This window comes from Geobacter sp. (assembly GCF_030834625.1).
In the GTDB taxonomy this organism is placed as follows: domain Bacteria; phylum Desulfobacterota; class Desulfuromonadia; order Geobacterales; family Geobacteraceae; genus Geobacter.
On sequence record NZ_JAUQXO010000069.1, the window covers coordinates 38,841 to 63,355 of the forward strand.

Consider the following 24,515-nt stretch of genomic DNA (forward strand, 5'->3'; position numbering starts at 1 on the left):
GTATGATCCTGCGTTAGCGTATCATAGCCCGCACCGGGAGCACCCCATGACCTTGCGCCGTACCTGTGGCATCATCACCCTCTTTGCACTCATCTACCTGGCCATCTCCACCGTCACCCGGACCGTTCTCCTCACCATGGTTCCCTCCGGGTCGGGGCTCACGCTTCCCCTGGTGGCCAAGGCCTACGGGACGGGCCTCCTCTTCGACGCGGCCACCTTCGCCTATTTCCTCATCCCGGCGTCTCTCTACCTGATCATTGCTCCGCGGCGGCTCGTGGAAAGCAGGGGACACCGCTGGATGGTCCGCGTCGCCTTCTTCGTCATCCTCTACGCCCTTATCTTCGGCGCCGTAGCGGAGTACTTCTTCTTCGATGAGTTCGCCACCCGCTTCAACTTCATCGCCGTGGACTACCTGATCTACACCGGCGAGGTGATCGGCAACATCCGCGAGTCATACCCCCTCTTCCCCATCCTCGGCGCAATCTTCGCCGCATCCCTGGCCTGTATCTATCTGCTGCGTACCACCATTGACCGCGCTGCGACCGCAACCTTTACGGGGCGCCGGCGCCGCCTCGGCGCCACACTCCTTGCAGCACCCCTGGCGGCCCTTCTCCTCGTGAACATCTCCGGCACGACAATCTCCGCCAACAGCTACGCCAATGAACTGGCCGGCAACGGTATGTACGGCCTGTTCGCGGCCTTCCGCAACAACGAACTGGACTTCAAGAATTTCTATGTGAGCCGCGACGACCGGCAGGTGATGGCCCGACTCCGTGGCCTCGTGGAAGAGCGGAACAACCACTTCGCCACCACTGCCCCCCGCATGACCCGACTGATCGCCGGCGAGGGAAAGGAGAAGCGGCTCAACGTCATCGTGGTGGTGGAGGAGAGTCTGAGCGCCGAATACCTCGGGGCTTGGGGCGACACGCGGGGACTGTCGCCGAACATCGACCGCCTTGCCCGGGAATCCCTTGTCTTCTCCCACCTCTACGCCAGCGGCACGAGGACCGTCCGGGGGCTCGAAGCCCTCACCCTCTCGATTCCGCCGCTTCCTGGCACCTCCATCGTGAAGCGCCCCGACAACGGCGGCTTCCGCTCCTGGGGCGAGATCATGAAGGAGAAGGGGTACGACACCCGCTACATCTATGCCGGGTTCGGCTACTTCGATAACATGAACGCCTTCTTCTCCGCCAACGGCTTCGACATCGTCGACCGCAACAACTTCGCCAAGGATGAAATCACCTTCGCCAACATCTGGGGGGTCTGCGACGAGGACCTCTTCCGCAAGACCATCCGGGAGTCGCGGGAGTCTTACGAGGCGGGCCACCCCTTCTTCAGCATGGTCATGACCACCTCCAACCATCGCCCCTACACCTACCCGAAAGGGCGGATCGACATCCCCCCCAAGAAAGGACGCTCCGGCGGCGTGAAGTATGCCGACTACGCCATCGGGAAGCTCATCGAAGAGGCACGGAAGGAGCCGTGGTTCAAGGACACGGTCTTCGTCTTCGTGGCCGATCACTGCGCCAACAGCGCCGGCAAGACCGAACTGCCGGTGAAGAAGTACGATATCCCGCTCCTCGTCTACTCCCCCCACCACGTGAAGCCGGGAACGGTGGACCGGATGATGGCACAGATCGACGTGGCCCCCACGGTTCTCGGGCTCCTCAACATGAGCTACACCACCGACTTCCTCGGCCGCGACATCCTCAAGGCCGACACCCGGACCGAGCGGGCCTTCATCTCCACCTACCAGAAGCTCGGCTACATCGAGGGTGACCGGTTGCTGATCCTGGGTCCCCAAAAAACGGCAACCCTCTCCCGGTTCGACCGTCAGACCGGCGACACGGAGCCGCTCCCCATGGACGAGCGGCTCCTGCAGAATGCCCTTGCCTGGTACCAGGGGGCAACCTACGTCTACAAAAACAGGCTCAACAGGCTCCCGTAACCATGAAACCACGTTCAATCGCTCCCCTGGATGCCCCCTTCTGGCTGTGGCACGGGGCCGTGCCGCTCCTTCTCTTCGTTTTCGCTGCCACGGCCTGCGAAATCACCCACATGGACCTGGTCCTGGCCGACCGGTTCTATGATTTCGCCGCCGGTAACTGGCCCGCCCGCCAGTCGTGGTGGGCCGAGTGGCTCATCCACAAGCGGGGCCGGGATTTGGTGGCGGTTACCGCATCCCTCTCCTTCATCGCCTGGATCCTGTCGTTCCAGGTCCCGCGGCTGCGCCCCTTCCGCTGGGCCGCCCTTTACCTCGTCCTGGCCATCGGCCTCGGCACCGGCCTCGTCACCCTCGGCAAAGACATGACCGGCCGCCACTGCCCGTGGTCCATGGAGCGCTACGGCGGCTCCGTCCCCTATACCCGGCTCCTGGAGGGGAATCCCCCCGGCGAAAAGAAGGGGCGCTGCTTCCCGGCGGGACACGCGGCGGGCGGCTTCTCCCTCATGGGGATCTACTTCGCCCTGAGGGACCGCCGCATCACAATCGCCCGGGCCGGCCTCGCGGCGGGGCTTGCCCTCGGCACCATTTACGGTTACGCCCAGATGGCCAGGGGGGCCCACTTCCTCTCCCACACGGTCTGGTCCGCCGGCATATGCTGGAGTGCAGCACTGGGGCTCTACCTCGGCCTCAGGCGGTTTCTCCCCAGCAGAAACCACGAAACGGAACCCCGCCAGCAAACCATCGATGAGAAGCTGCCCCAAACCGAATTATCTTGAACTGGCGGCATATCTACACCTCAAAAAGACTACACAGTTTACGACTTGACCCCTGAAGAATTTGCAGCTACTTTCTGACCTCCCCCAACCTTGCCCAATAATGGGGGAAGGTAATTGACTGACAAAAGCTGTTAAGGAATTGCTATGGAATTATCTGTCGTCGTCCCCGTAAAAAATGAAGATGAAAACATTGATCCTCTTATCGATGAAATCCGTCATGCGCTGCAGGGGATAGCCTATGAGATTGTCTATGTCGATGATGGAAGTACCGATGACACGCTGCTCCGTCTGCACGATGTTGCCAGATCATTCCCTCAGTTGAGGGTAATCCGCCATGAGCGCAGTTGTGGTCAGAGTACCGCAGTGCTGACAGGGGTCCGGCATGCTCGGGCGCCCTGGATTGCGACCCTTGACGGTGATGGGCAGAATGATCCTGGGGACATCCCTAAGATGTTCGAGAAAGTGAAGGGTGGCAAGGAACACGGCGAGAAGCCCCTTGTCTGTGTGTGCGGGTATCGGCGTACGCGCCGGGACACCTGGTTGAGGCGAATTTCTTCAAGGGTTGCCAATGGTGTTCGAAGCGCATTGCTCAAGGATGATACCCCCGACACGGGGTGCGGTCTCAAGGTGTTTTCACGGGAGGCATTTCTCTCTCTCCCTTATTTTGACCACATGCACCGGTTTCTGCCGGCACTGTTTTTGCGTAGTGGAGGAGCGGTCGTTTCCGTAGAGGTAAATCACCGGGAGCGAACCCGGGGGACCTCGAAATATGGCTTGTTCAATCGTCTTTGGGTCGGCATTGTCGATATCCTCGGCGTTGCCTGGTTGCAGCGTCGTTCCAGAATTCCGAAAATAATCGAGGAATAAGATACGAATGGAAACAAATAAGGTGTGGCTGGTGGTTGGTTTTCTGGGTCAAGCTCTTTTTACCATGCGCTTCGTTGTGCAATGGCTGCAAAGTGAGCGGATGCGTCGGAGCGTTGTGCCTGAAGCCTTCTGGTATTTCAGTATATTCGGAGGGCTTACGCTGCTTACCTATTCGATTCATCGGCGCGACCCGGTGTTCATTGTCGGACAGGCCTCGGGACTCTTTATCTATCTCCGTAATCTTTATTTCATTCTGCGTGAAAGAAAGAAATTGAAAGCATACTCGAATCCTCCCCTTGATTGAGTCGTTGCCTGGAATGATCCAGATTGCCATGTCTCGTTTGCGATTATCCCGGGAGGGTCATTTTTGGACGCTACAGGTACATTGAAGTCAGAGGTGAACCCCCGGCATGTTTTTTTGCTCCTGGCCGGTTATTTTGCCCTCCATTTACTATTTCGCTGTTTCGTGTCCGACAGCATTGAGCTTGACGAGGCGGAACAGCTTCTACTCACTCAGGAACTGCGTCTTGGCTACGGATCACAGCCGCCCCTGTATACCTGGCTGCAGGCGGGAGTTTTTTCTCTTTTAGGGACAAACGTCTTTGCTCTCGCAGTGGTGAAGAACATCCTGCTTTTTCTGACCTATTTCTTTGTGTATTCGAGCACGAAGGAAATCACCAACGACAATAACCGCGCCATAATAGCGATGGTGTCGTTGTTGCTTATCCCGCAAATTTTCTGGGAATCGCAGCGCGATCTTACCCATTCAGTACTGGGAACCACCGTTGCGTCCTGTACCCTGTTTGTTACTATGCGGCTCCTCAAAACGGGGAAGCCCGCGTACTATGTATTATTGGGCTTATGTGCCGGGTTTGGAATAGTATCCAAATATAATTATGCTGTTTTCTTGGTTGCGCTCCTGCTCGCTCTCTGCTCCCTGAAAAATTTGCGGGCGCAGTTACTGAATCGAAAGATATTAATCAGTATTATCTGTATGCTTTTGGTCACGAGCCCCCATCTGTACTGGGCGATTACCAACGTGAAGGCGACCCTTTCACAGGTGGACAAGTTCCAGATCAGTCGATCACTGGGGCTTCTCCCGTCATATCTGTTGGGACTGCAAAAATTGATCAGGGCGGTTGCATCTTTCGTGGGGTTACTGCTTCCGGTCTATGCCTTGTTTTTCTATCGGAAAGGGACGACGCTCTCGGTTGCCACTGATGACAGGGATTATCCGTTACTGATTCAACGGACGCTCCTTGCAGGTTTAGTGCTCTGCCTTCTGATGATTCTGTTCTTTAAGGTCACCCTTTTTAAAGACCGCTGGATGCAGCCTGTTCTTTTCGCAACTCCCGTGTATCTGGCGACGCTCCCCTGGGCACGGCTAACTCCGGTAAATGCCCGGAGATACGCCCAGTTTACCGTGCTCATTGCGATGGCTGTGCTCCTGTTGATGCCGGGGCGTACGATATTTGCCTCCCAACTGGATACATACAATCGCCTGAATTCACCCTATTCGGCCCTTTCAGCACAACTGCGGGACGCGGGGTTCAAGGAGGGCGTTATTGTTGCCCAAAGCAGGCTGATGGGTGGCAACCTGAAGATGTTCTTCCCGGGAAGCGTTGTTCTGGCCCCGGAGGTCCCGCTCTTCCGGTATCAGACCGAATCTGACTGGCTCATAGTTTGGGATGCGACGAAAAGAGCAGAGATGCCCGACAGATTGCGGGAGTTTGCAACTCGACTTGCCCCCACAGATCTGAACGCACTGCAGCCGCGTTATGTCCAATCGTTGTATAAATATTCAACGGACCGGTCTATGCGTCTCGGATTTCTACTGGTCAGAAGAGAAGCCCGATGAAGGTGTTAGTGGTGAAGGTGAGTGCCAGCGTCACTATCCTCCTCAACTGAAAAAGGCCGCCCGAAGGCGGCCTTTTTTATACCATAGAAAGAAACAAGGCTGTCGCGCAGGTCAGGCCGCCCGTTGCCCCTCTACCCTGAACCACTCCGCCATCCGCGCCAGCTCATCGGCGATGCGTTTCAGCTCTTCCGATGAACGCATGACCTCGGTGGTATCCGCCTCGTTGCGACGGGTAATTTCGGCAATATTCTCGACGCTGGAGGATACCTGCTGGGCCGTCGCCGACTGCTCTTCGGCCGCCGTGGCGATCCGCTCAACCATGTCGGCGCCGCGATTCGACGCCTCAACGATGGCCTCCAGGGACTGCCGCGCCTCGTCCGCCTTGCGAACCCCTTCCTCAACCTTGGTATTGCCTGCCTCCATGGCGCTCACCGAACGGGACATGCCGGACTGGATCTCGCGGACCATGCCGCCGATTTCGGCCGTTGCCTCGGTGGTGTGCTGGGCAAGCTTCCTCACCTCGTCGGCAACCACCGCGAACCCCCGCCCCATGTCGCCGGCCCGGGCCGCTTCGATGGCCGCGTTCAGGGCCAGGAGATTGGTCTGGTCCGCAATATCGTTGATGACGCTCACGATTTCGCCGATCTTCTCGGAGCTGGCCCCCAGCTGCTGGATGAGTTCCGCGGACTCCCGCACCGACGCGGCAATCTGCTCCATGCCGGTCACGGATTCGGCGACCACTGCATTTCCTCGGGCCGCCGTACTCAGGGCATCCTTGGAGGCATCCGCGGCAGCCATGGCATTGCCGGCCACCTCGGTGATCGTCTGTGTCATTTCGGTCATGGCCGATGCCGACTGCGCCGTCTGCATGGCCTGGTCCCGTGCCCCCTGGGCAAGCCCCTCGGCGGTCTCCGACAGCTGATGGGAATGTTCCGTAAGGTTGCGGATCGCACCGGAAAGCCTGCCGGTAATCTCCGACAGCTTGTCCGATGCCTGGTTGAAGTGGACCGCCAGCTCGCCGAATTCATCCTTGCTCCGGGCGCTCATCCGCCGGGTGAAATCGCCGGCGCCAAACCCCTCGGCAATAACCTTCAGCTCGCCGATGGGGCCCGTTATGGAGCGGGCTATGAACAGGCTGAACAGGATGCCGAACCCGAGGACTCCGGCCCCGATGACGCTTACCACCACCACGAAGGTCTTGACCATGCTGTTCACGGACCCCACCGCCTTTTCCTGCTCGGCCTGGGCCGTGGTCACCCCCTTGCGCCCCTCTTCCCGTTCCCGGGCCACCAGATCCTTGAGCTTCTGGTTCAGGGCCAGGGCCTGCTGCTCGGTCTGGAGCTTCAGCCGCAGCTTGTCGTAGGCACCATCCGTGGCAAAGAGCACTCCCTTGATGTCGTTCAACGATGCCGACACCTGGGCAATGAGGCGGGCGTCCTCCCCCTTGGCTCCCCTGCCGGCGATTTTCGACTGAATGGCGGCCGCGGCGGCAAACTTGCCGGTGATGGCGGTGCGGAACGACTCCAGCTCCTGGAGGGACCGGACGCTGAACATCTCGTTGGCGGTCAGGTTGATGTCCGCCCCCAGGGCCACTAGCTCCGAGTTGGACGACAGCTTGGTTCCGGCGTTCTCCGACCCCTTCAGGGAATCCTCAAACTTCCTGTTTTCGGCGGCAACGGTATCCGCCGACTTTTCCACCATATCGCCCATGAGGACCGACATCTGGGCCAGCGTCTGCATGGCCAGGGCCTGGGTCTCGCTGAATTTCTTCTTCGTCTCGTCGTCGGGTTTGGCAATGAGGCTGTTCTTCAGCTCCACGAGCCCGCCGGCGCCGGTGACCCGTTTGGTGATCTCTGCCATGCTGTCGATCAGCTGCTTGACCGACGAGGAATCCTTCTCCGCCTTGGCCAGCTCCCCCTGGCTCACCCAGCGGGACGCCACCGTGAAATGGCTGCGCCCCAGGGTGACCCCCGCCTTGTTCTCGGCGGCGGCAATCTCGAGGATCGCAATCTTCACGTCATTGATGGCCCCCATGGTCGCCTGGGCGTTCTTCACCCGGGCCGTGACCCGCTTGACCCCCTCGTTGGAGGAGTTCAGCTGGGCCATGGAGCCCTTCTGCACCTTGCGCACGCTGGCGTCGAGGCTGCGGAGCTTCTGGGAGATACCCTGAAGCTTCGCCTTCATCTGGACTCCCGCCTCTTTTGCCCCAGCCTCGGCCCTGATGCGGCTTTCCGTGGTTTTCACCATCTCGCCGGTTATGGCGGTCAACTCGGCCACACTGTCGCCGGAGCCGCTTTCTCCCCCCTTCAGGGCCACAAGGGCAGCGGAAGACTGTCCCACCTCGGCCAGGGACTTCTCGGCGTCGCCCCGGCCTGCGGTCAACTCGGCCATGGTCACCGACGAGGCAACCTTGAGCAGGTTGGCGGTGTGCTCCTGAACGGACCGCTGGAGCTCAATGGTTTTCAGCTGGAAGGGGGTCGAGCGTTCCGTGAGCAGCGCAAGCTTTCCCTGCACGAACCGCATGCCGACGAGGCTCGCCCCGGCAATGACAGCGATGCCGGCCACGGTGACGATCATGTTGACAAAGAGCTTGTTTTTGACCTTCATGGAATCTCCGTCGCAAAATGTGAGGCATGGATGTAGGGGCAATTCATGAATTGCCCCTACGGTCTGCGTCTAATCCTTGATGTACTTCTTCCCTTCCCCGGTGAAGAAATCGAGCACCTTCTTCACCTTGGGGGACGGCTCGCCGTTGGTGATCAGCATGAGGGGCCGGCTGATCTCCTGGGTCTCCACGATCTTCACCTTCTCCTTGTTGCCGGGGAGGTTGATGAAGCCCATGCTGACCGCGCCGATGGCTTCGGGAAGCTGCCCCACGTTGTCGATCTCCTCCCGGGTGGTCTTCACCTCGATGGCGCCGTCAACGTACTTCTCGTTGTCCATGATCACCTTCTGGAAGACCTTCCGGGTGGCGGAGCCGAGATGCGAGGTCACCACGATGACCGGCGAGTCCGCGCCTCCCGCGTCTTTCCAGTTTTCCACCGCGCCGGTGTGGAGCCCCTTCAGCTGCTCCTTGGAGAGCTTGGCCACCGGGTTGGAGGGATGGATAATCACCTTGATCACGTCGCTGGTGATGACGTTGGGCTTCAGGCTTGCCGGCGCATCCTTCCCCGTGGCCTTCTTCATGCTGTCGACGGCGTCGGCCAGTTCCTCGGATGCCATGGAGGCATCGCACTTGCCGTTCACCAGGTCCTCCAGGCCGTTGCCGGTGCCGTTGCCCACCAGCTCCAGGTCAATGCCGGTGGCCTTCTTGAGGGCATCTTTGCCCGGCTCCATGATCCGCTTCTGGACCGTGGTGGAGCCGTGGAGCTTCACGGTTTCAGCCATGCAGGGCGCCGCTCCGAGCAGCGCAACAGCACCGAAAACCGCCGCGATCTTCAGACACATTTTTCCGTAAGTGTTCTTCCCCATAATTTCCATCCTCCCTCGGGTGTATTGTCGAATCCGGCCGGTAACGGCCGTGTCACTGCCGACTATTGATGGTATCGGACAGATTCGGTTCAACTTGAGAATTTTTTCTGTAATCTCGGTGCATTCGGCTTATCAGCAATACATGTGCCGGAACGGCCCCAACATTGTCCCTTGACTGCATCCGCTTATCCGGATATGTTTTCCCCATGAAACAAGCGACGCGCCTTTTCAAATCCCTTGCCGACGAAACCCGCCTCCGTATCCTGGCGCTCCTCCTGGCGGAGGAGAAGCTCTGCGTCTGCGATCTCATGGCGGCCCTGGAACTCCCCCAGTCTACGGTGTCGCGGCACCTGGCCCAGCTCAAGAACGCCGGCTGGGTGGACGACCGCCGGGAAGGGGTCTGGGTCTATTACTCCCTGGTCGCAACGGACTCTCCCCTGCGCCGGGAACTTCAGGCTATCCTGGCACAACACCTTGCCACGGAACCGGTCGCCAGCGCCGACCGCCAGCGGCTCAACGGCTTCGGCCAGGGGAATCGCTGCGCCTGATTTTTTTTTGCACAGATTCATCCGCCTATCCGCATATACACCACGCAGGAGATACCATGAAACAGCGCGTCCTCTTCCTCTGCACCCACAACGCCAACCGCTCCCAGATGGCCGAGGGGCTCGTGAACCACTTCCTCGGCGACCGGTGGGAGGCCAGCTCCGCCGGCACGGAGGCAACCGTCGTCAACCCGCGGGCGATAAGGGCCATGGCCGAGCTGGGGATCGACATTTCCGGCCACCGCTCCAAGAACCTCGCCAAGTTCGAGGGCCAGACCTTTGACCGGATCGTCACCCTCTGCGGCGACGCCGACGAAAAGTGTCCCCTCTTCGTCGGCGGGGTCCGGCGCGAGCACCTGGGGTTCGACGACCCTTCCCGGGCCACGGGCACCGAGGAGGAGATCATGGCCGAGTTCCGCCGGGTGCGGGACGAAATGCGGAAAATACTGACTGCCCACCTGACAGGAGTCGGCCATGAGTGAACACGTATCCCGCAACCTCTCCTTCCTCGACCGCTGGCTGACCCTCTGGATCTTCGCCGCCATGGCCCTTGGCGTCGGCCTCGGCTACTTCGTCCCCGGCGTGGAGCAGTTCATCAACCGCTTCCAGGTGGGGACCACCAACATCCCCATCGCCGCCGGCCTCATCCTCATGATGTACCCCCCCTTCGCCAAGGTGAAGTACGAGGAGATGCCCGAGGTCTTCCGCAACAAAAAGATCCTGGGGCTGTCCCTGGCCCAGAACTGGCTCATCGGACCGGTGCTCATGTTCGTCCTGGCCATCGCCTTCCTTCCCGACAAGCCCGAGTACATGGTTGGGCTCATCATGATCGGCCTTGCCCGCTGCATCGCCATGGTCATCGTCTGGAACGAGCTGGCCAAGGGGAACACCGAGTACGCCGCCGGCCTCGTGGCCTTCAACAGCATCTTCCAGGTGCTCTTCTACAGCGTCTACGCCTGGTTCTTTATCACGGTGCTGCCGCCACTCTTCGGCCTTTCCGGCAGCCTCGTTGAGGTGAGCATCGGCCAGATCGCCGAGAGCGTCTTCATCTATCTGGGGATTCCGTGCATCGCTGGAGCCCTGACGCGGCTCATCGGCGTGAAAACCATGGGAGTGGAACGTTACCACCGGGAGGTGGTGGCGCGGATCGGCCCCCTCACCCTCATCGCGCTCCTCTTCACCATAGTGGTCATGTTCAGCCTCAAGGGTAATCTCATCGTCCAGCTCCCCTTTGACGTGGTGCGGATCGCCATTCCGCTCCTCATCTACTTTGTGGTGATGTTCCTGATCTCCTTCTGGATGGGGAAACGGCTCGGGGCCGACTACTCGAAGACCACCACCCTGGCCTTCACGGCGGCCAGCAACAACTTCGAGTTGGCCATCGCCGTGGCGGTGGCGGTCTTTGGCCTCAACTCGGGGGCGGCCTTCGCCGCGGTCATCGGCCCGTTGGTGGAGGTGCCGGTGATGATCGCGCTGGTGAACGTGGCGTTCTGGTTCCAGCGGCGCTGGTTCCGGACCGTTGCCTGAGAGGAGAGCGTTTCGTGTTCAAGCCGCTCGCCGACTACCTGGTGTTCGACCTCTTCGGCCTCGCCCCCGGGACCCACCTGGGGGAGGCCCTCAATTTCTTCGTCTACGACACCCTCAAGATATTCTTCCTCCTGGCGGTCATCATCTACGCCGTGGCCATCATCCGCTCCTGGTTTCCGCCGGAGCGGACCAAGCGCATCCTCTCCCACGAACGGGAGTACGTGGGGAACGTCATGGCAGCGCTCCTGGGGATCGTCACCCCCTTCTGTTCCTGCTCGGCGGTCCCCCTCTTCATCGGGTTCGTGGAGTCGGGGGTTCCCTTGGGTGTCACCTTCTCGTTCCTCATCTCCTCCCCCATGGTGAACGAGGTGGCCCTCATCATGCTCTGGGGGATGTTTGGGTGGAAGATCGCCCTCATTTACATCGGTACGGGGCTCCTGGTGGCCATCGTGGCCGGCATAGTCATCGGCCGGCTGAAGATGGAGAAGTACGTACAGGACTATGTCTGGGAGATGCAGGTGGGGAATGCAGAGATAGCCAAGCAGAGCTGGCCGGAGCGGTTCGGCTACGCCCGGGAGTACACCATCGGGCTCCTGAAGAAGATCTGGCCCTACGTGGTGATCGGCATCGGCATCGGCGGCTTCATCCACGGCTGCGTCCCCCAGGACTTCCTGGCCCGGTGGGCAGGCCGCGACAACCCCTTTGCGGTGCCGGTGGCCGTGGCCCTGGGGGTGCCCCTCTACAGCAACGCCGCCGGGGTGATCCCCATCGTCCAGGCCCTGACCGCCAAGGGAATGGCCATGGGGACCGTGCTCGCCTTCATGATGGCGGTGACGGCCCTGTCGCTGCCGGAGGCCATCATCCTGAAGAACGTCCTCAAGAATCGGCTCCTGGCGGTCTTTTTCGGCACGGTTGCAACGGCCATCGTCATTGTGGGATATCTGTTCAACGCGATTCTGTAGCCAACAGGAAAGGAGAGACGACAATGAAGATCGAAGTGCTCGGCGCCGGATGCGCCAAATGCAAGACCCTCTACGAAAACACGATCAAGGCCGTCGAGATGAGCGGCAAGGAGGCGGAAGTCGTCAAGGTCGAGGAAATCCCGAAGATCATGAAGTACGGGGTACTGTCGACACCGGCGCTGGTGGTTGACGGGGTGGTCAAGTTCTCCGGCAAAGTGGCCTCGCCGGAAGAGATCAGGGGAATGCTGTGATGCGCTTTCTTGCCGCGCTATTCCTTGTGCTCACCGCAACCGTCTCCCGGGCGGAACTCCCTTCTGCCAGTGATGCCGCCATCAACCAGACCCTTGCAGCCGGCAAACCCGCGGTGATCGACCTGGGGGCCAGGTCCTGCATCCCCTGCAAGAAGATGGCGCCAATCCTCGAATCACTGGTAACGCAATACCGCGGCAAAGCCGGCATTCTGTTCATCGACGTCCATGAAAACAAGACTGCCGCGAAGCGGTTCCGGGTGCAGCTGATCCCGACCCAGATCTTCTTCGATGCCCGGGGAAAGGAAGTGAAGCGGCACATGGGCTTCATGGACAAGGCCGATATCGTCAAGGAACTGAGCGCCCTGGGGGTGCGATGAGCCTTCTCGACAACATCGAGCAGGTTATCGCGGCAGAACCGCTTCTGGCATTCGGCGCAGTCTTTCTGGGAGGGATACTCTCGTCGGCCTCCCCCTGCGTCCTGGCCACCATCCCGCTCGTGGTCGGGTTCGTGGGGGGGTATGCGGAGGGGAACCGGAAGAAGGCGTTTCTCTACTCCCTTGCCTTCATCATCGGGCTGTCGCTCACCTTCACCATCTTCGGCGCGGCGGCGGCCCTGTTGGGCACCATGTTCGGCACCGTGGGTGGGTGGTGGTACGTGGCCGTCGGCGTCGTGGCGCTGGCCATGGGGCTGCAGATGCTGGGGCTCTATGAGCTGCAGCTGCCGGCGCTGCCGCAATTCAGGCCGAAGCGGGGCGGGCTCGCGGGGGCTCTCCTCCTGGGACTCTTCTTCGGGGTCGCCTCATCACCCTGCGCCACGCCGGTCCTCGTCGTCATCCTTTCCTTCGCTGCCCTGAAAGGGACCATCCTGTACGGAACGCTCCTCCTCTTCACCTACGCCCTGGGTCACTGCCTCCTCATGCTCGCGGCCGGCACATTCACCGGTTTTGTGGAGGCCTTCGCCGCCTCGCGAGGAATGGCCAGCGTTTCCCTCTGGGGAAAGCGGCTGAGCGGCCTCATCATCGCCCTGGCCGGGGGATGGTTCATCTGGCGGGCGTTTTAACAATAAACTCAAGGAGACCTATTAAGCATGCTCTGCGACAAATTCCTTCGACTCCAGGAACTGTATCGGAAAGCCGCCCTCCTGGCCCTCATCACCATCATCTACAACATCGTGGAGGGGGTGGTGTCGGTGGGCTTTGGCGCGGCGGACGAGACCCTCTCACTCTTCGGCTTCGGGCTCGACTCCTTCGTGGAGGTTATCTCGGGGGTGGGGATCTGGCACATGGTGCGGCGGCTCCAGCGGGGAGAAGAGGAGCGGCGGGACTCCTTCGAGCGGCGGGCGCTGCGGATCACGGGGGGGGCGTTTTACCTTCTGGCGGCGGGGCTCGTGGTGACGGCGGGGCTCAGCATCTACAGCGGCCACCGCCCGGAAACCACCGTCTGGGGGATCGTGGTGTCTCTGGTATCCATCTCATTCATGTGGCTTCTCCTCCACCACAAGACGCGGGTGGGGAAGGCCCTGAACTCCCCGGCCATTCTGGCCGACGCCGCCTGCAGCCGGGCCTGCCTCCTTCTGTCGGTGGCGCTCCTGGCATCAAGCGCAGGCTACGAGCTGACCGGCATCGGCTACCTGGATTCCCTCGGCTCCCTGGCCATTGCATGGCTCTCCTTCCGGGAGGGGCGTGAGGCCTTCGGCAAGGCAGACGGCATGGCATGCTCCTGTTCCTGCTCCTGCGGCGCTGCGAAGGAATAGTAACCGACGCCGCCCCTACCCCAGCCGCCGGAAAGCCGATGCCTTCACCGCGGCGAACACCTCGCTCCCCACCGTCAACTCCAACTCCCGGGCCGCCTCGGCGGCCACCTCGGCCACCAGCCGCCCGGTGCCGCACTCCAGCTCCACCCCCGCTTTTCGTCCCGCCTCGAAGGTGCCGGTTACCGTGCAATGAAAGAGATTCCGGGCGCTGATCGCCTCGGGGTGCTTCTTGAAGAGGATCATATCCTTTGACGAAAGCTCGAAGAGGAGTTCTCCCTCCCCCGGCGGGGCGGTGAGGAACAGCCGGTTCCCCCCCCAGGCGTAGGAGGTGAGGCCGTCATGGTCGCGGGGATCGGCGAGCCGCAGGAGATTGATGTACCCCACGGGATTGACCTCCATGCGGCTGCGGGCCAGGGCGTCCGGCGTGGTGTCCGCCACCTGGCATCCCTGGCTGAAAACGATGACCCGGTCGGCCATGAGCCGCATCTCCACCAGTGAGTGGGAGATGAAGAGGTACGGAATGGCGAGGGCCTCGCAGGCACCCCGCAGGTACGGGATGATCTGGAAGCGGAGGGTGTCGTCCAGAGCCGAGAGGGGCTCGTCCATGAGGAGGAGCTGGGGGTTGGAGAGGAGCGCGCGGCCAAGGGCCACCCGCTGCTTCTCACCGCCGGAGAGGTTGGTCACCCCCCGGTCCAGGAGGTGGCCGATCTTCAACACGTCAACGATGTCGTCGAGCCCCACCTGCCGGTTCGCCACGGCGCACCGCTTCCAGCCGTAGAGGAGGTTCCCCCGGACCGAAAGGTGGGGGAAGAGGTGGGGATGCTGGAAGACCAGGGCCACCCGCCGCCGCTCCGGCGGCGCGTTGATCCGGCGGTCGGCGGAAAACAGGGGCTCGCCGTCCAGCAGAATCTCGCCGGCATCGGGGCGTTCGAGCCCCGCCAGCATGTTCACCAGCGTCGACTTGCCGCTCCCCGACTCACCGAAGATGCCGATCCGTTTCCCCTCGACGGTGAAGTCGGCCTCCAGGCGGAACTCCCCGAAGGACTTGGTCCCCCTCACCCGCAGCTCCATCTTAGTCCCTCCTCGTCATGCGGCGCGCCAGGTATTCGTGAAAAAAGAGGACCAGAAGCGAGAGCCCCGCGGAGACGAGGCAGAGGGTAAGCGCCGCCTCCTCGCCGCCGGGGGAGCTGACGTAATCGTAGACGGCAAGGGGGATGGTCTGGGTGACGCCGGGGATGTTCCCGGCGATGATGATGGTGGCGCCGAACTCCCCGAGGCTGCGGCCGAACATGAGAGACGAGCCGGCCACGATCCCCCGCAGTGAAAGCGGCAGGATGACGGTGGCAAGGGTATCGCTCCATCGTGCCCCCAGGGTGCGCGATGCCTGAATGAGTCGTTCGTCGATGGACTCCATGGCGATCCTGATGGAGCGGACCAGGAGCGGAAACCCCACCACGGCCGAGGCGATGACCGCCGCGTACCAGGTGAAGACGATCCTGATCCCCGCCGCGTCGAGCATTCCGCCGATCCACCCCTTCTTCCCGAGCAGAAGAAGGAGCAGGTAGCCAATCACCACCGGCGGAAGCGTGAGTGGCAAGTTGAGGAGCACCTCCACGACCGTCTTCCCCCGGAAGGAGCGGTAGCTCATCACGTAAGCGACGGCGACGCCGAAGGGAAGCGCGACGAGGGTAGCCGCCACGGCGACCTTGGCCGAGAGCAGGATGGCGTCTATGTCGAGGGGGGAGAAGGAGAGCATGTGCGGATTATTTCACCTCAAAGCCATATCGTGCAAGGACGCCTTTCGCCTCAGCCGACTGGAGAAAACGAAGAAACTCCCGGGCATCCTTCTTCTTCGCCCCCGCCACGGTGAGGGCCATGGGGTAGGTCACCCGGTCGTGGAGTCCCTCGGGAACGGTGAAAAGGATGCGCGCCTGCTTCCCCAGAAGGAGCGCATCGGTCCGGTAGACAAAGGCGCCGTCCACCTCGCCCAGTTCGGCGTACTTCATCGCCTCCCGCACGTCCCTGGCCATGACGAGCCGGCCGGTAAGCTCCTTCTCGACGCCCGCCTTCCGGAAAACCTCCATGGCATACTCCCCCGCCGGGACGCTCCGGGGGCTTCCGATGGCAATCTTCTTGAGCCGCGCCAGATCCCTGATCCCCGCCACCTGCTGCTTCGTCGTACCGGCAAAGACCAGGGAGTTGCAGGCAAAGGTGCCGAGGGTTGCGGCATCCAGAAGAGCCCGCTCTTTCAGGTAGCCGGCCCACTCCCGGTTGGCGGCGATGAAAAGATCGGCCGGGGCACCCTGCTCGATCTGCCTGGCCAGGACTCCCGAGCCACCGTAATTGATCCGGAAGGTGACACCGGGTTTTTTCCGCCCGTACTCCGCCGTCAGGTCGTTCATGACCTCCCTGAGGCTGGCGGCTACCGCAAGCATAAGCTCACCGGCCAGGGCAGGGAGGGCAAAGAGAAGCACGCCAAGAACCGTCATGGCACACAGGGAAGTTATGGATTTCATATCTCATCCTTTTAACGGGGAACCATGCTGCCCCCACCTTCATACACCGTGACATCGCCACATGTAAACCGTTACGGAATATCCCCTGCCTAGCAGGTTCCATTCCTGATCGGGACACCGTCGCAACCATGCGATTCAAGTTAACTTTTAGAGCATCCCTTCCACAATCATTTCCCCTGCGGTCGTCTCTTCTGAACAGACCGCGCACACATCTGCCCAATTAAGCGGCATTTAGCCAACTAAAAATAAATGGCGCATGAAAAAAATAGGCATATTGTAAACATGATGTACGGTGATATGATTGGTCCTGACTAATAATGCAGTCCCCGGCAGCGAAAGGAGGCAGTCATGAAAAATCTTGGATTTGGTTTTGCCATCCTGCTCATCGTCCTTCTCGTCATCCTGAGTGTGGCAGCCTACGCCCTGGAGGCGGCCGCACCCGAAGCCGGGGGATACGGCCTTCTTGCCGGCGGATTCCTCGGATTCGCCTCGCTCATTGTCACGCTCAAGCTTGTCCCGGGGATCATCCGCTTTGCCTCCATCATCGGAGAGAAAGAGGACCATAAGCCCGAAGAGGCCGTCCCCGCTCCCCTCAAGAGCCCGGCATAGCGAGCATCAGGGCGCAGCGCCCCCTCTTTTCCTGCCGGGAAGGGGCGCGCCCTACTCCTACCCCGTTAACCACTCTGCAAAGCCGTCCACGCACGACCATCCCGGAGCAGATTCGTCCTTATGGTTGTCTCTCCGTCCCCGTGTGGTATACTGCCGCATCAATGAGCACCACTACCCCCATCCACCAAGGAGGAATCATGAAACGAACTGCACTCTGCGCACTCACCATCGCCATGGCAACGATCACCGGCTGCTCCCAGCCCATGACCAAGACCCAGAAGGGGGCCGCCATCGGTACCGGTGCCGGCGCGGCGGTCGGTGCGGGGCTCGGCCAAGCCATCGGGCGCGATACGGAGTCGACCCTCATCGGCGCGGCGGCGGGCGCCCTGGCCGGCGGGCTTGCCGGCGGGGCCATCGGCAACTACATGGACAAGCAGGAAGCCTCCATGCGGCAGGCCGTCTCAAATGTGGAGGGAGCCACCGTTCAGCGGAACCAGGACACTCTCGCCGTTACCTTCAAATCTGACATTCTCTTCCCGCTCAACTCGGCTGTGCTCCAGCCGGGAGCCAATGACGAGATCACCCGGGTGGCCCAGGTCCTCACCCAGTACCCCGCAACGAACATCACCATCGCCGGCCACACCGACAGCAGCGGCAGCGATGCATACAACCAGGAGCTATCCGAGCGGCGCGCCACTGCGGTCAAGAACGCCCTGGCCGCCCGCGGCGTCGCCCCGACGCGCATGACGGCCGTCGGCTTCGGCGAGAGCAAGCCCGTTGCCGACAACACCACTGAAGCCGGCCGCAGCTTGAACCGCCGGGTTGAGATCACCATCGTTCCGCAGCAGCAGTAATAGCCTGCTTTCGCCGAAACAACACTACCGGCCCGTCAGTAACGGCGGGCCGGTTTTTCATGCCTGCCGCAGCAGTTCCTCCGCAGCGGGAAGATCCTCCTCGGCCACGTGAATCTGACACGGGCCGATCCCCTTCTGGGGCTCGGGAAGCAGAAAATACTCGATCCCCCCTCCCTTGAGAATGGCTTCGACGCGAGCTTGGTCGGCCCCGTCCTTCGGATCGTAAAATTTCACCATGGCAGCTACCTCCTCGTTCCCATATTTCACGCTACAACTTTATCACGAAATATCTGATCCACATGGCTGCCGGTGGAAATGGGACGAGGCTTGTGGTATGGTTGCCACGCTGTCAGTCCGATACAGGGCGTTCAGCGATCCGGCTCATCCGGAAGGAACTGTGTTTCAATTGTCTGGCAATGATCTGCGCGACGGGACTGCGTCAGGAAGAACTACTCAAGGGAGGAATGAACCGATGATAACCCACATTGTCTTATTCAAGCTTCACGACTCGAGCCCGGCGAATGTGGCCGCAACCAGGGAAAAGCTGGAAAGCATGAGAGGGAAAATCCCGCAACTGCGCCACCTGGAGGTGGGGGTTGACGTGATCAGGTCCGAGCGTTCCGCCGACCTGGCCCTGGTGACCAAGTTCGACTCCCTGGAGGACCTCCAGGCCTACCAGGTGCACCCCTACCACGCCGGCGAGGTGGTCCCCCACATGAAATCGGTGTCGATGCAGACCGTGGCGGCAGATTACGTATCCGCCTGAAAATTTCCTTCCGAACCAAAAAGGACAACGCCCCGCCTCCCGTGAGGAGCGGGGCGTTGTCCTTCTGCCCTACTTAGGTCCAGATATCAGATCCAGCAACTGCCGCCTTCTATCTCGCCGGTCTCGTCCTTCCCCTTGGGGGCGACCTTGTACTTTGCCTCGCGAACTGCCGAGCGGATTTTATCGACCGCATCCTCGGTAACCTCACCGAGCTTCTCCCGAACCTCGCGGCCGGGTTTGGGGGTGAGGAGGAGGGCGGCGCCGGCCGCAAGGGCCGCGCCGGCTAAAAAGGCAAAGATAGCCGCGGTTTCAGTATTTCTGCTGTCTGACATACGGTTCGCTCCTTTGGTCTCTGGCGTTACGTCTGGTAGTTCTTTCTGTTTACCACATTATTGCCCACATTGAAACACCGGGATGGCCCCATCGTCCCGGGAAGCTCACTTGAACTCGGGAATGGGCGTTGCGATGCGCCAGCGCTCCTTCCCGTCGACCTGCTCGTAGCGCCACTGCTGGACGTCCTCCAGGGTCTTGAGCCGGGTGGAGGGGAGGACGTAGTAGTCGATTTCCACCCGCACCGTCGCCGTTCCCTTCTCCGGGTCCATTTCCATGCTCTTCACCCGGTAGTCGGCCATGGAAGCCCCCTTCGCCGCCTTGGCCCGGGCGAAGCATTCATCGGCAATACGGGGGTCCGCAAAGCTCATGCAGGCATTTTCGTGCTCCTGCCAGCGCACCAGCCTGTTGTACTCCCGGTAGCTGTCATCAAACCGCTGCGCCACCAGATAGGGGTTGCGACAGCCGGCAAGAAAAAGAAGCAGGAGAAGAAGCAATGCAGCTCGCTGGATACGCATGGGTAACCTCCTGTTGTGATGGCCCAAAACCGGTCAACTCCCCTTGATGTGACGAACCAGTTCAACGGCGATTTCGTAACGGCCGAAGGGGGGGATGAGATAGAAGCCGCCGACCCTGTCCCGGGCTGCATCGATGAACTCCCGGGCGATGGCGAGCCCCTCCCGGACCCCCTCCTCCTTCTCCTTCCCCCGCATCCGTGCCCGGATATCCTCGGGGATCACGATCCCCGGCACCTCGTTGTGGAGGAATTCGCAGTTGCGCTCGCTCACCAGGGGGAGGATTCCCGGCAGCACCGGGACCCCCAGGTGGGCCGTCCGCTCCAGCATCTCGTCGAGGCGCGCCAGGTCGTAGAGGGGCTGGGTCTGGACGAAGCGGGCCCCGTTGGCCACCTTCCTGGCGAGGCGCTCCGCCTGCACCTCCATCCGCTGGCTGTTGGGGTTGAAGGCGCAGCCGATGGTGAACCCCGCCCCCCGGCCAAGGGGGTTCCCCAGGGCGTTCACCCCGGCGTTAAGGTCGGCCAGGAGCTTGATGAGGGTGAAGGAGTTCAGGTCGTAGACCGACGTGGCCCCAGCCTGCTCCCCGATCCGGGCCGGGTCGCCGGTGACGGCGAGGATGCTCCGGATGCCCAGGAGGCTCGCCCCCATGAGGTCCGACTGGAGCCCCAGGAGGTTGCGGTCCCGGCAAGTGACGTGGACGATGACCTCGATCCCCACCTCCCGCTGAATGAGATGCCCCAGGGCGATGTTACCCATCCGGATGCGGGCCAGGGGGTTTTCGGCGATATTGATGGCATCGGCGCCGGCACCCTTCAGTGCCCGGCTCCCCTCCACGATCTTTCCGCAGTCCAAACCCTTGGGGGGGTCCAGTTCCACGGTGACTATCGGCTCCTTGCCCCAGCGGGCCAGGAAGCCTCCGGCTTCGGCGACTTCCTCGCGCCGTTCCTCGACCGGCACCGCCGGCGCCGCCTCGCTCCGGGCCCCGGGGCGCAGCCCTGCCAGCCTTTCCGCGAGGCGCCGGATGTGCTCCGGCGTGGTGCCGCAGCACCCCCCCACCAGCGCCGCGCCAGCCGCCACCATCTCGGCGGCCCGCGCGGCAAAGTAGTCGGGGGTGGTCCGGTAGACGTGGCGCCCGTTCACGTACTCGGGGAAGCCGCTGTTGGGGTACGCCGCGATGGGGAGCCCCGTGGCGCCGGCCATGCGCCGGATGGTGCCGAGCACCTCCAGGGGGCCGGCACCGCAGTTGGCCCCAACCACGTCCGCCCCTGCGGCGGCCAGCTCCAGCACCGCCCGTTCCACGTCGGCCCCGCCGGCAAGGCGGCCGTTCTCCAGGAACGCCATGTTCGCCACGATCGGGAGCCCCGTCTCCCTGGCCGCTGCCAGGGCGCAGAGGATCTGCCCCAGATCGGTGAAGGTTTCCAGAATGAGGAGATCGACCCCTCCCTCGGCCAGGGCCAGGGCCTGCCGACGGAAGATCTCCGTCGTCTCGGCCGGGGAAAGCTCCCGCTCGTCCCCCTTCACCCTGACCAGGGGCCCCAGGGAGCCGGCCACGAAGGCGTCGCTCCCCTCGGCAGCCTCCCGGGCCAGCCGGGCACCCCGCAGGTTGATTTCCCGCTCCCGCTTCTCCAGGCCGATGGCCGAGAGCTTGGTCCAGTTGGCGCCGAAGGTGTTGGTCTCGATAACCCGGGCACCGGCGGCCAGGTACTCCCGGTGAAGCTCCAGGACCAGCTCGGGCCGCACCAGGTTCAGGTGCTCCACGTTGGCGTCGAGGGAGACCCCCTTGGCGTAGAGCATGGTGCCGATGGCACCGTCCCCCACGAGGACTTCATTGTTCAGACGTTCAATAAAATTCATGGCCTAGATCTTCCCCAGCACCTTCAGCAGGTGCGGCACCATCTGCTTCTTGCGGGACATGACCCCCTTCAGCTCGTAGAGGTGGGGCTCCACCTGGGGGTAGCCCATGACGTGGGCCAGCTCGTTCTTCCCTTCGGCCAGAAAGAGGGTCGTTTCGCTGTAGATATCGGTCACCATGAGGCCGGCCAGATGGAGCCGGTCCGCCTCCTTCACCTTCTTCAGGGTCTCCCGGAGGGTTTCCTTCAGGTCGAAGAACTCGTCAAACCCCACCACCTCCACCTGTCCCACACCGAAGAGGGTGTCGCCGGCGGTGAAGTGCTTGAAGTCGGCCCGGACCGCCTTCTCCGGGGTGCCGTGGGCCGAGAAGCCGCCGCAGGCGGAGAAGATATCCTTGCCGAAGGCCACAGGGTCGAGACCGGCCAGCTCTTCGAGCCACTGAACCATCTCCCAGTCCCGGCGGGTGGTGGTGGGGGATTTGAGGATGACGGTGTCGGAGAGGACCCCGGCCAGCAGGAGCGCCGCCATCTTCTGCTCGGGCTCGATCCCCCGCTCCCGGTAGAGGGAGGCCACCACGGTGCAGGTGCTCCCCACCGGCGCCGCCATGAAGGTGATGGGCTGGTTCGTGGGGGGGTTCCCCAGCTTGTGGTGGTCGATGACCTCAAGAATCTCCACCGCCTCGGCCCCGGGCACCGACTGGGCCAGCTCGTTGTGGTCCACGAGGATGAGGGCGTAGGGAATCTCCGCCAGGAGCGACGACTTGGTGGCGACCCCGGCGATGGTGCCGTCCTCCTCCACGGCGATCACCGCGGGCTCCCCCGAGTGGAGGAGCTTGAGGCGCAGGTGCTCCAGGGGCTCGGCCACTCCGATCTTCTCGAACCGTGCCTCCACAAAGTGGGAGAGAGGTGTTGAGAGTCGGGCAAGGCCGGCGGCGGTGGCGGTATCGTGGGGGGTGGAGATGACCGTCACCCCCTTTTCCCGTGCCCGTTCCCGCAGGTCATCGGCCAGGGGAAAGCCGCCGGTCACCACCAGGAGCCGCACTCCCCGCTCCATGGCCGCCTGCTGGATGCTGCGGCGGTCGCCGGTCATGATCAGGAGCGATGCGGGGTCATACCCCTCGATGCGGCTCGAGAACGACTCCTCCAGCATGGCGCCGATGAAGAGATGCAGATGCTCCACCTCGTCGGTGGGGGCTCCGGTGAGGAAGGTACCGTCAAGACAGGCGGCCAGGGTGCGGAGCGAGGCGTCAACGCCCCGCTTGCGGTCGGTGCCGGCCAGCAGGTACTTCTCCGAGAGCTTGAGGAGCGACACGAGCCCCAGGGGGGCGCCGGCCTCGTCCACCACCGGCAGGACCCGGATGCCGTGCTTGTGGAACACCCCCAGGGCGTCCCGCAGGGGGGTGTTGGCGGCGGCCGTCACCGGCTGGCGGTTGAGGACGTGGCAGACCTTGGGATGGACGTCGGCCAGGTAGACCGGCGGCTCGATCCCGAGCCGGTCCAGGATGTAGCGGGTCTGGGGGTTCGGCTCGCCGGCCATGGCGGCGGTGACGTTGGTCTGACCCTGCTGGTTCTTGAGGGCAGCGTAGGCCAGGGCCGAGGCGACGGAGTCGGTGTCGGGGTTGCGGTGCCCGACCACGTAAATCTGCTTATCCATTGATTCTCCTGCTTTTTCTGGCCTGAACGGCCGAAAATGTGCTATAGAAATGTGCTTTATCGAACCCAAAGAGCCTCTTGCAAAAGTGCATGCGACAAGCTGAATATAGTTGATTTTGTTGCATAAAAGTCGAGCTTCAAGGGTAACCATCTGATATTATTGGTTTGCGAGACAAACAATAACAGAAGGAGTACCCATGAAGCTCAAGGAAAAAATATCATGGTTGATGGGAACAGTACAGCATAGTCTGTTCCCCTATCTAGACGAATGCCTCTCAACTCCGCTTACCGAGCGGGAGAAGCATCTGGTCAAGATCCTTGAGCTGATCCAGATTGAGAAGTTCGTCCCTGTCACTGCCAACAGGCAGTGGTTGGGACGACCGATCAAAGAGCGTGAAGCGATTGCCAGGGCCTTTGTTGCCAAGGCGGTCTTGAACTATCAGCACACCAGTTCCTTGAGAAATGCATTGCTCAGCACCCCGAACCTGCGGGTGATATGTGGTTTTACCAAAAGGGGCGACGTTGTCTCCGAGTCCACCTTTTCCCGGGCCTTTGCCGAATATGCCGAAGTGGGCTTGGGTGGTATTGTTCATGATTTCCTGGTGGAGGAGAATCTTGGCACTGAACTGATCGGCCACATCAGTCGGGACGCCACCGCCATTGTCGGTCGGGAGAAACCGGCAAAGAAGATCAAAGCGGTCAAGGTTGCCAGAAAGAAAGGGCGGCCAGCAAAAGATGAGATCAGGGAGCCTGCAGAACCGAAGCGCCTAGACGTGCAGCGCGGGCAAACGGCAGAAGAAGCCATTGCCGGGCTTCCGGTAGTCTGTGACCGTGGAATCAAGAAAAACGCCAAGGGGTACACGGAAACCTGGAACGGATTCAAACTGCACCTGGACGTGAACGACTTCGGCGTTCCAATCAGCGCTTTGTTGACATCAGCGTCTGTGCATGACAGTCAGGCGGCCATCCCGCTGATGAAACTGACCAGCGGCAAGGTGACCTACTGCTACGATCTCATGGATGCGGCTTACGATGCGGCACAGATCTGGGACCAGAGCAGAGAATTGGGGCATGTGCCGATCATTGACAAGAACCCTCGGGGCAAAGAGGTTGTCCCCATGGCGCCGCATGAAGCTGTTCGTTATAACGAACGGACCGCTGCCGAGCGATGCAACAGTCGGCTCAAAGAAGAATTCGGCGGCCGTAGCGTCATGGTCCGTGGAGCAGACAAGGTGATGCTGCACCTGATGTTCGGTGTCCTCGCCTTGAGTGCCGATCAGTTGCTCAAAGTAGCTGGTTGCTGATTGTCAAAGACCAAAAAACTGGAATCCGTGGGGGGGGTGCGCCCGGATTCCGGATAAATGCCGATGAAAACGATCAGAGGCTCTGCTTAATGCTGCACACTGGTGAAAATTTCACCGCACGCGGCCTCTGGCCGCCAACTTTCAAGCCTTTTGCAAGAGGCTC

27 protein-coding genes are annotated in these 24,515 nt (G+C 61.6%); 17 read left to right on the forward strand and 10 right to left on the reverse strand.

Annotated features, from left to right (window positions below; genetic code table 11):
- The first annotated feature begins 46 nt into the window (after window positions 1-46).
- From RCH91_RS16525 to RCH91_RS16545, 5 genes are all read left to right on the forward strand, one after another.
- Window positions 47-1,948: an LTA synthase family protein gene (locus RCH91_RS16525; protein WP_306536098.1), complete on the forward strand. Its 1,902-nt coding sequence runs from the start codon at window positions 47-49 to the stop codon at window positions 1,946-1,948.
- Window positions 1,949-1,950: 2 nt separating this feature from the next.
- Window positions 1,951-2,721, forward strand: a complete 771-nt coding sequence (locus RCH91_RS16530; protein ID WP_306536099.1) for a phosphatase PAP2 family protein — start codon at window positions 1,951-1,953, stop codon at window positions 2,719-2,721.
- A 144-nt stretch (window positions 2,722-2,865) separates the two neighbouring features.
- The gene (locus RCH91_RS16535) at window positions 2,866-3,588 is read left to right on the forward strand and encodes a glycosyltransferase family 2 protein (protein WP_306536100.1); all 723 of its coding nucleotides are present in this window, start codon (window positions 2,866-2,868) and stop codon (window positions 3,586-3,588) included.
- A 7-nt stretch (window positions 3,589-3,595) separates the two neighbouring features.
- Window positions 3,596-3,892, forward strand: coding sequence for a lipid-A-disaccharide synthase N-terminal domain-containing protein (locus RCH91_RS16540; RefSeq protein WP_306536101.1), 297 nt, complete (start codon window positions 3,596-3,598; stop codon window positions 3,890-3,892).
- A gap of 63 nt (window positions 3,893-3,955) precedes the next feature.
- Entirely contained in the window at window positions 3,956-5,446 is a 1,491-nt protein-coding gene (locus tag RCH91_RS16545) for a glycosyltransferase family 39 protein (RefSeq protein WP_306536102.1), read from the forward strand.
- A 111-nt stretch (window positions 5,447-5,557) separates the two neighbouring features.
- Here the strand turns inward: RCH91_RS16545 and RCH91_RS16550 are convergent, their stop codons facing one another.
- On the reverse strand, window positions 5,558-8,053 hold the full coding sequence (locus tag RCH91_RS16550; RefSeq protein WP_306536103.1) for a methyl-accepting chemotaxis protein: 2,496 nt from the start codon (window positions 8,051-8,053) through the stop codon (window positions 5,558-5,560).
- Window positions 8,054-8,122: 69 nt separating this feature from the next.
- Window positions 8,123-8,917 (reverse strand): substrate-binding domain-containing protein, encoded by a 795-nt coding sequence (locus RCH91_RS16555; RefSeq protein ID WP_306536104.1) that lies wholly within the window; start codon window positions 8,915-8,917, stop codon window positions 8,123-8,125.
- 206 nt (window positions 8,918-9,123) lie between these two features.
- On the opposite strand from RCH91_RS16555, the gene RCH91_RS16560 reads away from it, so the two are divergent.
- From RCH91_RS16560 to RCH91_RS16595, 8 genes are read left to right on the forward strand one after another with little or no spacing between them, the layout of a single operon-like run.
- The gene (locus RCH91_RS16560; protein WP_306536105.1) at window positions 9,124-9,465 is read left to right on the forward strand and encodes a helix-turn-helix transcriptional regulator; all 342 of its coding nucleotides are present in this window, start codon (window positions 9,124-9,126) and stop codon (window positions 9,463-9,465) included.
- 56 nt (window positions 9,466-9,521) lie between these two features.
- On the forward strand, window positions 9,522-9,944 hold the full coding sequence (locus RCH91_RS16565; protein ID WP_306536107.1) for an arsenate reductase ArsC: 423 nt from the start codon (window positions 9,522-9,524) through the stop codon (window positions 9,942-9,944).
- Window positions 9,937-10,989: an ACR3 family arsenite efflux transporter gene (arsB, locus tag RCH91_RS16570; RefSeq protein ID WP_306536108.1), complete on the forward strand. Its 1,053-nt coding sequence runs from the start codon at window positions 9,937-9,939 to the stop codon at window positions 10,987-10,989. The genes RCH91_RS16565 and arsB overlap by 8 nt, the downstream gene beginning before the upstream one ends.
- A gap of 14 nt (window positions 10,990-11,003) precedes the next feature.
- Complete coding sequence (locus RCH91_RS16575) at window positions 11,004-11,951, forward strand: permease (RefSeq protein ID WP_306536110.1); 948 nt, start codon at window positions 11,004-11,006, stop codon at window positions 11,949-11,951.
- A 23-nt stretch (window positions 11,952-11,974) separates the two neighbouring features.
- On the forward strand, window positions 11,975-12,202 hold the full coding sequence (locus tag RCH91_RS16580) for a thioredoxin family protein (protein ID WP_306536111.1): 228 nt from the start codon (window positions 11,975-11,977) through the stop codon (window positions 12,200-12,202).
- Complete coding sequence (locus RCH91_RS16585) at window positions 12,202-12,579, forward strand: co-chaperone YbbN (RefSeq protein ID WP_306536112.1); 378 nt, start codon at window positions 12,202-12,204, stop codon at window positions 12,577-12,579. The genes RCH91_RS16580 and RCH91_RS16585 overlap by 1 nt, the downstream gene beginning before the upstream one ends.
- Entirely contained in the window at window positions 12,576-13,262 is a 687-nt protein-coding gene (locus RCH91_RS16590) for a cytochrome c biogenesis CcdA family protein (RefSeq protein WP_306536113.1), read from the forward strand. Before RCH91_RS16585 ends, RCH91_RS16590 begins: the two co-directional genes overlap by 4 nt.
- Before the next feature lie 27 nt (window positions 13,263-13,289).
- Complete coding sequence (locus RCH91_RS16595) at window positions 13,290-13,955, forward strand: cation transporter (RefSeq protein WP_306536114.1); 666 nt, start codon at window positions 13,290-13,292, stop codon at window positions 13,953-13,955.
- A 15-nt stretch (window positions 13,956-13,970) separates the two neighbouring features.
- Here RCH91_RS16595 and modC read toward each other — a convergent pair whose 3' ends face one another.
- From modC to modA, 3 genes are read right to left on the reverse strand one after another with little or no spacing between them, the layout of a single operon-like run.
- Entirely contained in the window at window positions 13,971-15,026 is a 1,056-nt protein-coding gene (gene modC, locus RCH91_RS16600; protein WP_306536115.1) for a molybdenum ABC transporter ATP-binding protein, read from the reverse strand.
- A gap of 1 nt (window position 15,027) precedes the next feature.
- On the reverse strand, window positions 15,028-15,711 hold the full coding sequence (modB, locus tag RCH91_RS16605; protein ID WP_306536116.1) for a molybdate ABC transporter permease subunit: 684 nt from the start codon (window positions 15,709-15,711) through the stop codon (window positions 15,028-15,030).
- 7 nt (window positions 15,712-15,718) lie between these two features.
- Window positions 15,719-16,471, reverse strand: a complete 753-nt coding sequence (gene modA, locus RCH91_RS16610) for a molybdate ABC transporter substrate-binding protein (protein ID WP_306536118.1) — start codon at window positions 16,469-16,471, stop codon at window positions 15,719-15,721.
- A 348-nt stretch (window positions 16,472-16,819) separates the two neighbouring features.
- Between modA and RCH91_RS16615 the strand changes: the two genes are divergently transcribed.
- Window positions 16,820-17,080, forward strand: coding sequence for a hypothetical protein (locus RCH91_RS16615; protein WP_306536119.1), 261 nt, complete (start codon window positions 16,820-16,822; stop codon window positions 17,078-17,080).
- 197 nt (window positions 17,081-17,277) lie between these two features.
- Window positions 17,278-17,934 carry an OmpA family protein gene (locus tag RCH91_RS16620; protein ID WP_306536120.1) on the forward strand — a complete coding sequence of 219 codons (657 nt, stop codon included), beginning with the start codon at window positions 17,278-17,280 and terminating at the stop codon, window positions 17,932-17,934.
- Window positions 17,935-17,991: 57 nt separating this feature from the next.
- Here RCH91_RS16620 and RCH91_RS16625 read toward each other — a convergent pair whose 3' ends face one another.
- Window positions 17,992-18,171: a putative signal transducing protein gene (locus RCH91_RS16625; protein ID WP_306536121.1), complete on the reverse strand. Its 180-nt coding sequence runs from the start codon at window positions 18,169-18,171 to the stop codon at window positions 17,992-17,994.
- A 235-nt stretch (window positions 18,172-18,406) separates the two neighbouring features.
- On the opposite strand from RCH91_RS16625, the gene RCH91_RS16630 reads away from it, so the two are divergent.
- Window positions 18,407-18,700, forward strand: a complete 294-nt coding sequence (locus RCH91_RS16630) for a Dabb family protein (protein ID WP_306536123.1) — start codon at window positions 18,407-18,409, stop codon at window positions 18,698-18,700.
- An 86-nt stretch (window positions 18,701-18,786) separates the two neighbouring features.
- Here RCH91_RS16630 and RCH91_RS16635 read toward each other — a convergent pair whose 3' ends face one another.
- The 4 genes from RCH91_RS16635 to RCH91_RS16650 all read right to left on the reverse strand — a co-directional run bounded on the left by RCH91_RS16635 (window position 18,787) and on the right by RCH91_RS16650 (window position 23,049).
- Entirely contained in the window at window positions 18,787-19,032 is a 246-nt protein-coding gene (locus tag RCH91_RS16635; RefSeq protein ID WP_306536124.1) for a YtxH domain-containing protein, read from the reverse strand.
- Window positions 19,033-19,137: 105 nt separating this feature from the next.
- Complete coding sequence (locus RCH91_RS16640) at window positions 19,138-19,548, reverse strand: hypothetical protein (protein ID WP_306536125.1); 411 nt, start codon at window positions 19,546-19,548, stop codon at window positions 19,138-19,140.
- 33 nt (window positions 19,549-19,581) lie between these two features.
- The gene (locus RCH91_RS16645; RefSeq protein WP_306536126.1) at window positions 19,582-21,399 is read right to left on the reverse strand and encodes a bifunctional homocysteine S-methyltransferase/methylenetetrahydrofolate reductase; all 1,818 of its coding nucleotides are present in this window, start codon (window positions 21,397-21,399) and stop codon (window positions 19,582-19,584) included.
- Between the two features lie 3 nt (window positions 21,400-21,402).
- Window positions 21,403-23,049, reverse strand: coding sequence for a putative manganese-dependent inorganic diphosphatase (locus RCH91_RS16650; protein WP_306536127.1), 1,647 nt, complete (start codon window positions 23,047-23,049; stop codon window positions 21,403-21,405).
- Window positions 23,050-23,275: 226 nt separating this feature from the next.
- Here RCH91_RS16650 and RCH91_RS16655 point away from each other — a divergent pair, with 226 nt between their 5' ends.
- Complete coding sequence (locus RCH91_RS16655) at window positions 23,276-24,352, forward strand: transposase (protein ID WP_373694407.1); 1,077 nt, start codon at window positions 23,276-23,278, stop codon at window positions 24,350-24,352.
- Window positions 24,353-24,515: the final 163 nt, after the last annotated feature.